Annotated in this window: 13 protein-coding genes; 4 read left to right on the forward strand and 9 right to left on the reverse strand. The window is 60.2% G+C overall.

Features of this window, described 5'->3' with window-relative positions; translation table 11 throughout:
- Window positions 1-32: 32 nt before the first annotated feature.
- Complete coding sequence (locus KBY58_RS07075) at window positions 33-272, forward strand: DUF6447 family protein (RefSeq protein WP_255003627.1); 240 nt, start codon at window positions 33-35, stop codon at window positions 270-272.
- Window positions 273-317: 45 nt separating this feature from the next.
- On the opposite strand, the gene KBY58_RS07080 is transcribed toward KBY58_RS07075, so the two are convergent.
- From KBY58_RS07080 to KBY58_RS07115, 8 genes are all read right to left on the reverse strand, one after another.
- Complete coding sequence (locus tag KBY58_RS07080) at window positions 318-1,328, reverse strand: ABC transporter substrate-binding protein (protein WP_255003628.1); 1,011 nt, start codon at window positions 1,326-1,328, stop codon at window positions 318-320.
- 10 nt (window positions 1,329-1,338) lie between these two features.
- Complete coding sequence (locus tag KBY58_RS07085; protein ID WP_255003629.1) at window positions 1,339-2,139, reverse strand: ABC transporter ATP-binding protein; 801 nt, start codon at window positions 2,137-2,139, stop codon at window positions 1,339-1,341.
- The gene (locus KBY58_RS07090) at window positions 2,139-3,023 is read right to left on the reverse strand and encodes an ABC transporter permease (RefSeq protein ID WP_255003630.1); all 885 of its coding nucleotides are present in this window, start codon (window positions 3,021-3,023) and stop codon (window positions 2,139-2,141) included. Before KBY58_RS07090 ends, KBY58_RS07085 begins: the two co-directional genes overlap by 1 nt.
- Window positions 3,024-3,055: 32 nt before the next feature.
- The gene (locus KBY58_RS07095; protein ID WP_255003631.1) at window positions 3,056-3,709 is read right to left on the reverse strand and encodes a DUF3386 domain-containing protein; all 654 of its coding nucleotides are present in this window, start codon (window positions 3,707-3,709) and stop codon (window positions 3,056-3,058) included.
- 70 nt (window positions 3,710-3,779) lie between these two features.
- Complete coding sequence (locus KBY58_RS07100; protein WP_255003632.1) at window positions 3,780-4,115, reverse strand: hypothetical protein; 336 nt, start codon at window positions 4,113-4,115, stop codon at window positions 3,780-3,782.
- A 56-nt stretch (window positions 4,116-4,171) separates the two neighbouring features.
- Window positions 4,172-5,209 carry an ATP-binding protein gene (locus KBY58_RS07105; RefSeq protein ID WP_255003633.1) on the reverse strand — a complete coding sequence of 346 codons (1,038 nt, stop codon included), beginning with the start codon at window positions 5,207-5,209 and terminating at the stop codon, window positions 4,172-4,174.
- 296 nt (window positions 5,210-5,505) lie between these two features.
- Window positions 5,506-6,231, reverse strand: coding sequence for a response regulator (locus tag KBY58_RS07110; protein ID WP_254933075.1), 726 nt, complete (start codon window positions 6,229-6,231; stop codon window positions 5,506-5,508).
- Window positions 6,232-6,240: 9 nt separating this feature from the next.
- Entirely contained in the window at window positions 6,241-6,678 is a 438-nt protein-coding gene (locus KBY58_RS07115) for a hypothetical protein (protein ID WP_255003634.1), read from the reverse strand.
- A gap of 163 nt (window positions 6,679-6,841) precedes the next feature.
- Between KBY58_RS07115 and KBY58_RS07120 the strand changes: the two genes are divergently transcribed.
- Complete coding sequence (locus KBY58_RS07120) at window positions 6,842-7,831, forward strand: bluetail domain-containing putative surface protein (RefSeq protein WP_255003635.1); 990 nt, start codon at window positions 6,842-6,844, stop codon at window positions 7,829-7,831.
- Between the two features lie 106 nt (window positions 7,832-7,937).
- On the opposite strand, the gene carB is transcribed toward KBY58_RS07120, so the two are convergent.
- Window positions 7,938-11,252: a carbamoyl-phosphate synthase large subunit gene (carB, locus tag KBY58_RS07125; RefSeq protein WP_255003636.1), complete on the reverse strand. Its 3,315-nt coding sequence runs from the start codon at window positions 11,250-11,252 to the stop codon at window positions 7,938-7,940.
- Between the two features lie 97 nt (window positions 11,253-11,349).
- On the opposite strand from carB, the gene KBY58_RS07130 reads away from it, so the two are divergent.
- Window positions 11,350-11,985, forward strand: a complete 636-nt coding sequence (locus tag KBY58_RS07130) for a DUF3318 domain-containing protein (protein ID WP_254933070.1) — start codon at window positions 11,350-11,352, stop codon at window positions 11,983-11,985.
- Window positions 11,978-12,366, forward strand: a 389-nt coding sequence (gene rsfS / locus KBY58_RS07135) for a ribosome silencing factor (RefSeq protein ID WP_255003638.1), incomplete at its 3' end; no start/stop codon positions are given. The genes KBY58_RS07130 and rsfS, both read left to right, overlap by 8 nt.

A 12,366-nucleotide genomic window follows, 5' to 3' on the forward strand; every position in this document is an offset into this window, starting at 1 on the left:
CCCTATCTTGAGCACACGCTAATTCCCCCTCCTTGGACAACTCCAACCCCGCCGGCCAAGACAACCAGCCCCCAATTCTGACATTCGAGGGCAAGCGCTACGACCTCGCCACCCTTCCCGATGAGCTAAAGGAGCTGGTGAGGGGCATGCAGGTGGCCGATGCCCAATTACGCATGCACGAAGACACCCTGAAGGTGTTAGCAGTTGGCCGTCAATCCATGGCCATGCAGCTAAATGAGCGCCTCAAAGAGGTAGAGGCACTCCCCGAATAGGGGTCATTTTTAGATACCTGGCAAATTTTAGTACTAAAAAACTACCTAACTAACTACCTGCTTTGCCTCAGCGAGCACGGCCTTGGGAATCTCCAATCCCAGGGCCTTTGCTGTTGACTCGTTAACAAGTAGCTCGGTTTTAGTTAGGGGCTCAAAGGGGAGTTTGGCTGGGGATTCACCCTTCAAAACCTTAATTGCTAATTTGCCTGCGGCATAGCCATCGTCGAAGTAGGCCCAGCCAATTGTGGCCAAACAACCGGGCAACTTGATGTCATCGGCATCAACCGAATAGACGGGGATCTTATTAGCCGCGCCCACCTTCGTAATCGAGGCGAATCCCTGAATGGTGGCGTAATCGCCGATTTTCACAAATGCCTCCACCTTCTTTTGCGCCAGCACCTGGGCAGCCTGGAGCACCTCCCCTGAATTGGCCACGGATTGATCCACCACGGTGATGCCCCGCTTGGCGGCCTCCTCCTTGAGGATCTCGGCTTCGTAGGAGGAATTGGGTTCACCCGGGTTAAAGATCAAACCCACGGTTTTGAGGTTGGGATTAAAGGCCCGGGCCAGGTCAAGCTCCCTACCCACCGGATTGGTGCCAATTGTGCCAACCACATTTGGTCTGTGCTCGCCCACCCCGCCTGGGGGGGTGCCGGCACCAGCTCCCCAGGGATTGGAGCAATAGCAAAAGATCACCGGGGTGGTTTCCGGTGCCACCTTCATGGCCGCCTGCAGGGGTGGGGTGCCCACGGCAAGGATCATGTCGACCGGCTCGCCCACGAATTGCTTCATCACCAGGGTGGTGTTTGGCAGTTCGCCGGCGGCATCTTTCTGGATGAAATTGACCGTTTTGCCGGGCAGGTATCCGGCCTCCGCCAGGGCAGCCTCAAAACCCTTGCGGGTGAGGGTGGGGGGCGGCGCATCAACCATCTGCAACATGCCGATCGTCGGCCCCTTCACCTTGGGGGTCCCCAATCGGCCGCAGGCGGCAAGGGCGATGGTGCTGACGGCACCGGCCCCCATCAGGCCAAGGAATTCACGCCGTTGCAGGGCCATCGGGAGCGGTTTAGCTGGTGGATTTCACTATGGCCGAGCCATAGAGGGCCCGCAACGACTCCTCGCTCAAGCTCCGGCGCTGTTCCCCATCCCAATCGCCAATCAGCTGGCCGTCGTGGAGCATCACCAATCGATCGCCATGGCTTAGGGCCTGCTTGAGGCTGTGGGTAACCATCAAGGTGGTGGTGCCCAACTGGCGCACCAATTGCTCGGTAAGGCCAATCACGGTGGCTTCGGCCCGGGGGTCAAGGGCGGCGGTGTGCTCGTCAAGCAGCAGCAAATCGGGGGATCCCAGGGTGGCCATCACCAGGCTGAGGGTCTGGCGCTGACCGCCCGAAAGTTGACCCACAGGTTCATCGAGGCGGTCGGCCAGGGGCAGGCCCAATCCAGCCAGCAGGCTTCTGTAGCGGCGGCGATCGCCGGGGCTGGGATGGAGCCCTAAAAGCCCCTGCAGACTGAGGGCTGGACGGTGACGCCTTTCGGCCAGGCGCAGATTCTCAGCAATGCTCAAGGTGGGGCAGGTGCCGTCGAGGGGGTTTTGCATCACCCGACCAATCCAGCGGGCACGGCCGTGGTCGGGCAGGCGCTCCAGGGGGCGCTCCCCCAGGCGAATACTGCCGGCCGTGGCCTTGAGGGTGCCGGCCACCAGGTTGAGCAGGGTGGATTTACCCGAACCATTGCTGCCAATCACCACCACAAATTGGCCCCGGGGGCAATCCAGCGAAAAGTCCCTAAACAGCTGGCGCCACTCGCCACCGGGCAGGGGGTGGCCCCAATCGAGCTCCCTGATGCTCAGGCCAGCCGCTGCCATTACGAGCCCCTGCCCTGGTCAGCCAGGCCAGGAATGCGCAGGCGACCAAAGGCCAGGGCAAACAACAGCAGTGCGGCCGTGGTCAGCTTGAGGTCGATCGGATCGAGGCCCAACTGCAGGGCAATCGCAATCAGGGCCCGGAACAACACCGCCCCCAACACCACTGCCACAAGGGCCATCAAAAAGGAACGAGGCCGCAAAACCGATTCACCAATGATCACCATGCCCAGGCCCAAGATCAGGGAACCAATGCCCATGGTCACGTCGGCAAAGCCCTGGTAGATGGCCACCAGGGCACCGGATAGGGCCACCAAACCGTTGGCAGCCGCAATGCCCAAGGTGAGCCCGCGTCCCTGGTTGATGCCATTGGCCCGGGCCATGGTGGCGTTGTTGCCCAATGCCCTCAGGGCCAGGCCGAAATCGGTGGAAAGCAGCAGGGCTAGCAATAACCCCAGGCCAAGCACCACCAGGCTGAGGGCAATTGCCCAGTTGTCATCGAGGCCGGGGATCAAATCCGGCAGCTTCAAGATCCCGGCTGGGGTATCGGTGAGGGGAATGTTGGAGCGCCCCATCAGGCGCAGGGTGATCGAATACAGCCCGGTGGTGGTGAGGATGCCGGCAAAAAGATCGTTCACCCCCAGGCGGGTGTGGATCAGGCCCGTAACCATGCCGGCCAGGCAGCCGCAGGCCACCGCCGCCGCCAGGGCCCAGGGCACGGAGATTCCCTGGCTGATCAACATCGCCGCGGCCCCGCCACCCAGGGCAAAGGAGCCATCAACCGTGAGGTCGGGAAAATTGAGGACCCGCAGGGTCAGGTAGGTGCCCAGGGCCAGGCCCCCATAGGCCAAACCCTGGTCGTAGGCGCCAAGCCAAAGGGAAAGCATGGGCGCATTGTGCCGCCAGCCCGCCCCCTGAACTAGGCCAGGGGCGCCAAGTCCTCGAAATGAAACTCCTGGCGGCCGGCCGGCACTTCGCCATGGGCCTCGGTTTCGACCACGCGTCCACCCAGCACCCAGGGGCCACTAGGGGTGAGGGGTACAAAGGTGTCGGTGAAGCGACTCTTGCCGCCCTTGAGCTCACCACTGGTGGGATCGGCGTACTGGCTGGTGTAGGTGTGGCTTAAGTAGCCGCTGCCGGTGTCGGTGGTGCTCTCGGTGAAGATCGTCACCACGGTGCCGTGGATGTGACGGTGCACCATCGTGACCACATCGCCCTTGATGCGGTAGCGGTCGCCGCTGTTCTTGCCACCCACGATTACCTCAGTTCCGACCGCATCGGTGTCGCCGGCCGTGAAGGTGTTCTCGCCGTGGGTCTGCTCAAAGGAGCGACGCACCCGGTGGATGGCCACCTCCCACAGCTGGGAGGCCACGGCCTTTTTAATTTCTTCGTCGTCGATGCCGCCAACCTGGGCCTTGAGATCGGCGCCCACCTGGAAACTGCCCTCCGCCCGTTGGTCGCCCTGCTCCCAGATGCAACGGCCCTGGTAACCACCAAAACCGGGCTCCCAGGTGTAGCGGTTTGAGTAGGCGGCCTTGAAGGCTGCGGTGCAATCGCTACCGGCGACGGTCATGGCGGAAGTATCTGGATTAAGAGTGCAAGCAATCACCCTAGTGAGCCCTGGCAGACAACTAGCGCTGAATTCACCAAGGCGGGGGCCGGCGGCCCTCTCGCCCCTCAGGGGGCGGGCCATAGCCAGGCCTGGGGGGAGATTCTTCCCTTGGCCGCCCCAGGCCAAAGCGGGCCCTGGCAGCCCCAATCTGCCGACGAAAGCGCTCCCGTTGCTCCCATTCCCGATCCCTCTCTTGCCGATGGCATTCCTGCAGGGCGTGGATGTTGCGGGCCGCATCCACACAGCGAATGGAGATACGGACCAGCTGCAGAGACTCAAGCAACTTTTGTTGCTCTAGGTCCCTGAGAACCTGGAACGCCCTCTGATCCTGGGAGAGAACTGGCAAAGGTGCAATTAAGGAAGCCAATATCAATGATCCAGCCAGGGCCGGACGGCAACAATTTGGTAATCGAATGCCCATCGCTAAGCCCGCTCCAAGGGCTGGCAGCTACCCCAAAAACATGCGCAAAGGCCACCCCCTTCTGCTGCCGGGATAGGATTCAATTGGAGGTCGCCCCCATGGGCTAGGGCAATCCTCTTGGCGATGGCCAAACCGAGCCCGCAGTGTCCCTCCCCCCTGCGAGCGCGATCTAGGCGCTGAAAAGGTTCAACGGCCAAATCAAGTTCCTGATCTGGAATGCCTGGGCCGCGATCAATCACTTCGATCGCATAGGCATACGGATTCAGCAAAATAAGGCGCAATAGCAATGGAGCTTCGCCATATTCGAGGGCGTTGTCGATAAGGTTGCCAATGGCACGGATGAGGGCTATCGGCTGCACTGAGGCTTGGATTTCGTCAAGTTCCAGCCGCAAATCCTGGCCGTCGTAGTGGGCAGATAGCTCCTCTAGCAGTTGGTGCAGTGGAACCTCCACAAATCCTTCCCGGCTACCTGATCCCGCGAACAAAAGGAATTGCTGGGTAATACGCCCAAGGGCATCTAAATCTGCTCCCAGCTTTCGCTGGGCATGGGAATCCAGGCAAAGTAACGAGTCGCCTGGTGCTGAACCACCCTGCAGCCGTAACCTCAGGCGGGTAAGCGGACTATTCAAGTCGTGGGCTATACCCGCCAGCATCGTCTGTCGCTCCCTCTCACTGGCCTGGATACGGGACAGCATGGAATTGAAATGGAGGCTCAACTGCCTTACTTCCAGGGCTCCAGTTGCTGGAGCGGGTGAGCCGTCGGCACCGCTGCGCACCTCGGCCATGGCCTGCTCCAATCGGCGCAATGGCCTACGCACCTCAAGGAATAAAAACATCGCCCCAGCCATCACGCTACCGGTGATAAGGGAAAGGGAAAGCAGCAGGGGATCGGTGCTGAGAAATTGAGCGGAGGGCAGGGGAAAGAAAAGCCACACTGGCTCCAAAGGAGAAGCAAGGTGAATCCAGATCCCCCTATCGGGCTTGAGGGCAGGCTCCATTTCCGGGCAATGACCAAGCCGATCGCACAGCAGTGGCTTCAAAATTGATAGCTGCCTTAGCAATACACCATCACTGTTTCCAGCCTGTCTGGGAAGTTGGTGCACCAATAACTGATAACCATTAAGGTTAGAGACAGCAGCGGGCGGGTAGCGCTCCAATGCAAGCTCACTAAGGCTGATATTATGGGCGAGAATATTTACAGACTGACCAATCTGATTTTGTTCAATTTTAGCAGCTAAAACCGAGCGAAATAGCAACAAACTGCCCAACCAAGACAACATAAAAAATCCAACAAGGCGGAAAGAAAGCGATGCCTTGTTAAGCACAGGAAATGCCATCAACAGGCCGCTGGTTTTCCTTCAGGCACAAACACATAGCCGAATCCCCAGACCGTCTGGATATATCTTGGTCGACGTGGGTCAGCCTCGATTAGCTTCCTTAGCCTGGACACCTGAACATCCATACTGCGCAGATCTGTTTCGCTGGCAGGCCCCCTGGCAATATCAATCAACCTTTGTCTTGACAAGGGTCGATGGGCATTTTGAACGAAAGCCATTAACAGACTAAATTCACCAGTAGTAATAGCCAAAATACAATCACCTTTCTGCAGGGTGCGGGTATGGAGGTTCAGCACACATTGACCAAATACCACAGGCTCCTCCCCCTCCAAGGGCACTCCCACTGGTCTCTGGCTATGGCGGCGCAGGACCGAATCCACCCGCGCCGTCAGTTCTCTGGGCAAAAATGGTTTAGCCAGGTAGTCGTCTGCCCCCTGTTCAAGGCCAATAATGCGATCGACCGGATCACCCTTTGCGGTCAACATCACAACGGGCAGATCATCCTGGGCTCCCCGAAGCTGGCGCATCAAAGAGAGGCCATCCTGACCGGGCAGCATCACGTCGAGCACCACCAGATCAGGGCGCTGAATCGCAAGACGGACTAGGAATAGTTCAGCCGTCTCAAAACAGCGAACTTCATAACCATGGTCAGAAAGATAGGAGCCCAGCATTTGCCTGAGCTCCGGATCGTCGTCTACCAACCAGACCTTGAAGGGCTTAGCCATGGGCTTTGATCAAGTCTGCGGTTCGCCCTTGCGACCACCATATTCGTGTTTTGGCTTAGCCAATGGCAACCCATAGCGCTGGCTGATCACCGCCATCCTCTGACCCACACTCTTGCGCAGTTCCCTATGGGCCTGATGCTCTTCGCGTCTGCACTGGTGTAGGGCCTCCAGGTTGCTGGCCCTACTGATGCAAGCCTCTTCCAAACGGTTCAGTTTCTGCAGGCTCGCCAATTTTTCAAGTTCAAGGGCCTTCAGCTCGGATAGAGCTCGCTCCGGCAACACCTTTGCTGGCACAAGTCTTGCGGGAACAGTATTCAAATTTTTAGTGGTTTCTTGCGCACGGCCCGGAGTACCAACAAAACCTGTGAGCAGAACAAGGCCAAGTGCTAGAGAACCTGGGGAAGAGAAGGAAACTGCCATTGGATGGGGATTCATTTCATCCACCAATGTCCGGGAGCAATGCGCCTGAACTGTGCCTGGAGATAGGGGAGTCATTGCCAAATATGACCAGGCCCCAGTCAGATCCAGTCACAAATTGCTAGGGCTTAGTCACAGTTCAGACAAATATATGCAGGAGAGTTGGTTCGAAGCAGTTTGAAATCTCTTTCCCATGCCCCCAGCAAATTCGGCCAAACGCCCTCCCATCGTTGCTCCGCTTATCGGCGCAGCTCCAGCACCTGCTCCAGCTCCAGCACCAAGCCCAGCACCCGCTCCCGCACCCCGGCCCCTGCCGCTGAATCTGCTTGGCGGCGCCGGCAATGACGTGCTGGTGGGCGATAACAGCTCCAATAACTACTCAGGTGGAGATGGAAACGACCGCTTCCTAGCAACAGCAGGCAGCGACTCAATCAGTGGTGGTGCCGGCATCGACACCCTCGACTACTCCGGCCTCAACGCCGACATCACCCTCAGCCGCGGTGGCGTTATCAGCAAATCCGGGGGCCTTGGCACAGACACCATCGCCAGCTTCGACGTGGAGGTGATCCAGGCCAACCCCAATCGCCGCAATGTTATCGATGGCAGCACAGGCACTACCGCAACAATGACGGTGGACCTCTCCAAAGAATCGCTCACCATCAACAATCTTCCCTTTGTGGGCAGCGCCAGCCTTGTGGTGAAGGGCTTTCAGGATGTTGTGGGCTCGGAAAATGCCGACACCATCACCGGTTCAAACTTTGCCAATAATCTCAATGGCGGCGGCGGTAACGACCTCCTGCGGGGCCTCGGTGGCGGCGACATCCTGACCGGGGGTGCTGGCAGCGACACCTTTGCTTACGGCATGGGCGACAGCCTGCTGAGTGGTTTCGACCGCATCACCGATTTGGTGATTGGCACCGATGTGATCGATGGTTGGTCTGCTGTAGGCAAGGTGAGCCAGTTGGGCCGGGTGGCAAGCCTGGATTTGGCTGAAGTGGGCAATTTGCTCAATGGCCGCAACTTCAGCGCCAACGACGCAGTGACTTTCAGCCTCGGCGCTGGCAGCAACAACCGCACCTTCCTGGCGCTAAATGATGGGCAGGCCGGATTCCAGGGCGGCAGCGACGGAATCATTGAGATCACTGGTTTCAGTGGTGATCTGAGCAGGCTCACGGTGGTGTGAACCCGCCTCAGCCGACACACCGCTCCAGCCGCTTAAGCAACGTGATCATCCATGGCCCCAAGCGCATGGCATCATCATGTTGCAATTCGGAAGCAACTCAGTATCCCTACTGAGGGTGTATGTCCTGTAGGGCATGCACCACCACCTGCTCCTGCTGCTGGAGGGTGGCGATTGCCTCCACCGCCGCCCGGGCCCCGGCCAGGGTGGTGACCGTCGTCACGGCGTAGTCCAGGGCGGCCCGGCGCAGATATTTGTCGTCGTGAATGGCCTTGCGGCCAATTGGCGTATTGATGATCAACTGGATCAGGCCGGAGCGGATCGAGTCCTCGATGTTGGGGCGGCCCTCATGCACCTTCAGAACCGGCTCCACATTGAGGCCACTGGCGGCCAGCACGGCCGCCGTGCCACTGGTGGCGGTGAGGGAAAAACCAAGCTCCGCCAGCCTGCTAGCCACGGGAACGAGGGCTTCCTTATCGCGGTCGTGGGTGGAGAGAAACACCATCCCACCGGTGGGCAGGGCTTCGCCTGCCGCCAGCTCCGCCTTGGCATAGGCCAGGCCAAAACCCTCCGCAATCCCCATCACCTCACCGGTGCTGCGCATCTCCGGACCCAGCAGGGTGTCGGAGCCGGGGAAACGCTTGAAGGGCAGCACCGCCTCCTTGACGGTTTGCAGGGGCGGCCTCGGTTCGGCGCAAAGGCCAAGCTCTGCAAGGGTTTTACCCGCCATCACCTGGCTGGCCACCTTGGCCAGGGCCACACCGGTGGCCTTGGCCACAAATGGCACCGTGCGCGATGCCCGCGGATTGGCCTCAATGATGAAAACCATCGGCTTGCCCTGGGCGTCGCCCTGCACTGCAAATTGCAGGTTGATCAGGCCGCGCACATCAAGGGCTAGGGCCAGGTCCTTGCTCCAGGTGCGGATCGTGGCCAGGGCCTCAGCGCTCAAGCTCACCGTGGGCAGGCAGCAGGCCGAATCTCCCGAGTGGATGCCCGCTGGCTCGATGTGCTCCATCACGCCACCGATCACCACTTGGCCGGCCCCATCGCAAAGGGCATCCACATCCACCTCGGTGGCATTTTCGAGGTATTGATCAATCAAAACCGGATGGTCGGGCTCCACCTGCACCGCCTCCACCATGTAGCGATTGAGCTCCTCTTCCCCGTAGACCACCTCCATGGCGCGCCCCCCCAGCACATAGCTGGGGCGCACTACCACCGGGTAACCAACCCGCTCCGCCACCGCACGGGCTTCCGCCTCGGTGCGGGCCAGGCCGTTGCGGGGCTGGCGAATATCCAGGCGGCGCAGGATCGCTTCAAATTGCTCCCGATCTTCAGCGCTGTCGATCGATTCGGGGGAGGTGCCCCAAATGCGGGTGCCGGTGGCCAGGCCCTCCGCACTTCCCAGCCAACGCAGCAGCGGAATGGCGAGCTTGAGCGGGGTTTGGCCCCCGAACTGCACGATCACCCCCTCCGGTTTTTCGGCCTCGATGATGTTCAGCACGTCCTCAAGGGTGAGGGGCTCGAAGTAGAGGCGATCGCTGCTGTCGTAGTCGGTGGAAACAGTTTCCGGGTTGCTGTTGACCATCACCGTGGCAAAACCGGCCTCCTGCAGGGCAAAGGAGGCATGGCAGCAGCAGTAGTCGAATTCAATGCCCTGGCCGATGCGGTTGGGGCCACCTCCGAGGATCATCACCTTGCGGCGACCATCGGGTTGCACCTCGTCTTCGGCGGGAAGTTGGCGCAGGCTGCCATCGGCCCCCAGCCGCTCCATGGGCCGCTCATAGGTGGCGTAGTGATACGGGGTGCTGGAGGCAAATTCGGCGGCGCAGGTATCCACCGTTTTGAACACCGCATTGACCCCTAGGGCCTGGCGATGGCGGCGCACCTCCAGCTCATCGCTGCCTGTGGCCCAGCCGATCTGACGGTCGGAAAAACCGAGCTGCTTGAGCTCCAGCAACGCCGCCGCCTGGAGATCGGCCAGGCCGCGGCCGCTCAACAGGCGCCCCTGGGCATCGACAATCCGGCGCAATTTGGCCAGGAACCAGGGATCAATCGCACTGAGCTGGTGGATTTCAGCATCACTGCGGCCCGCGAGCATGGCGCTGCGCACCGCAAAAATGCGATCGGGGCTGGCGGCACGCAGGGCCCGCTCCAGGTCGGTGGGGTCCATGGGCAGGTCGGCTCGATCGCAGCCCCAGCCGGCATGGCCCGTTTCCAGGGAGCGCATCGCCTTTTGAAACGACTCCTCAAAACAACGGCCAATCGCCATCGCCTCACCCACCGATTTCATTGAGGTGGTCAGCAACGCCGGACTGCCGCGGAACTTCTCAAAGGCAAAGCGGGGGATTTTGGTAACTACGTAATCAATCGTGGGCTCAAAACAGGCCGGGGTAGCGCCGGTGATGTCGTTGACGATTTCATCGAGGGTGTAGCCAACGGCCAGACGGGCGGCGATTTTGGCGATCGGAAAACCGGTGGCCTTTGAGGCCAATGCCGAACTGCGCGACACCCGCGGATTCATCTCAATCACCACCACGTCGCCATTGGCTGGATTGATGGCGAATTGGATGTTGCTGCCGCCCGTATCCACGCCGATCTCGCGGATGATCGCAATCGATTGGTCGCGCAGGCGCTGGTATTCCCGGTCGGTGAGGGTTTGGGCGGGAGCCACGGTGATCGAGTCACCGGTGTGAACGCCCATCGGGTCGAGGTTTTCGATGCTGCAGACAATCACCACGTTGTCGGCGGAGTCGCGCATCACCTCCAGCTCAAACTCCTTCCAGCCCAGCAGAGACTGTTCAATCAGGATTTGGGAAACCGGGCTGGCCTCCAGGCCGCTCTTACAGATCGCCCGAAATTCCTCCGGGTTGTAGGCAATGCCTCCGCCGGATCCCCCCAGGGTGAAGGCGGGCCTAATGATGCGGGGATAGCTGCCAATTTGATCGCCCACCAGCTCGGCTTCATCCTGGGTTTTGGCAATGCCTGAGGGGCACACCTCCACGCCAATGCGGGCCATGGCCTCCTTAAACAGAAGCCGGTCTTCAGCCTTTTGGATGGCGGCCAGGTTGGCGCCAATCAACTCAATGCCGTGCTTAGCGAGGGTGCCGTTTTCGGCCAAGGCCACCGCCAAATTGAGGGCCGTCTGGCCGCCCATGGTGGGCAGCAGGGCATCGGGCTTCTCGATTTCGATCACCCTGGTAACCACCTCGGGGGTGAGCGGCTCGATGTAGGTCCGATCCGCCATGTCCGGATCGGTCATGATCGAGGCGGGGTTGGAGTTCACCAACACCACTTCAAATCCCTCGGCCCGCAAGGCTTTACAGGCCTGGGTGCCGGAATAGTCGAATTCGCAGGCCTGACCAATCACGATCGGTCCAGAACCCAGCAGCAGGATGCGACGCAGGTCCGTGCGGCGGGGCATGGGGTAAGGCGGAGGCCAAGCCCGCCCAGCCTCTCATGGGGCCTTCAGTCGCTAGCCTGCCCCTACGGCATCAAGTATCCAAGAGCGACTCCAATCCATGAGTGAACTCCAGCGTTTGAAGGGGCTACTGCCTCCGGAAATGCAGAGCTGGGTGTTTGTGGAAGCCGCGGCCTCCGTGGATCCCCCCCTGATCACCATTGAGGAGATCGGCCGGGATGAGGTGGAGATCCAGCTCGATCTGGAAAAGTGGGATGGCTTCGCCCTCGACCACCGCAACCTGCTGTTTTGGCATGAGGTGGGTCGGGTGCAAAACGACGCCGTGCCCAGGGATGGCTGGGAAATGGCAGCTCTGGCCATTGGCCTAGGTGGTGCCATTGGTGAGCTCTGGGTCCAGGACGGTCTGCTTCTGGTGATGGCCCTTGGTCTTTCGGGCTTTGCCGGCTACCGCCTCTATCTCAAAAACAATTCAGAGAAGCGCCTAAAGGACGCCCTTGCCGCCGATGAACGGGCGATTGATTTGGCTACCCGCTTTGGTTACACCCTTCCCAATGCCTACAAAAGCCTTGGGGGCGCCCTGAAGGAGCTGGTCGAACAGACCCGCAAGAAGAAAAAGCGGGCCTTCCTCGAAGACCGTCTCGAAGCACTGCGCAAGAGTGCCGGCAAGGCCCGGGCCGAAATGGCCCAGCAGCAGGGATCCCGTCAATCAGTGAGCAGTGAGAACGTCTATGGATAGCCAGACGATCCCTAAGCAGGATCTAAACAGTGAAGCCCTGGCGCGGCTCGCCGCCGAAGCCTCCGATGACCGCAAGGCTGTTGATATCCGGCTGATCCGGGTTGATGAGGTGTCTTCCCTGGCCGATTGGTTTGTGATCAGCAGTGGCCTATCCGATGTGCAGGTGCGGGCCATCGCCCGTTCCGTGGAAGATCAGGTAGAAGAGGCAACCGGTCGCCTGCCCCTGCGCCGGGAGGGCCAGAAGGAGGGCAAGTGGATGCTGCTCGACTACGGCGATGTGATCGTGCATGTGCTCACCCCCAGCGAGCGCAACTACTACGACCTGGAGGCCTTCTGGGGCCACGGCGAACAATCCAGCTACGTGGGCACAAGCCAGCTCAC

Origin of the sequence: Cyanobium sp. HWJ4-Hawea, from assembly GCF_024345815.1 — a bacterium.
In the GTDB taxonomy this organism is placed as follows: domain Bacteria; phylum Cyanobacteriota; class Cyanobacteriia; order PCC-6307; family Cyanobiaceae; genus Cyanobium_A.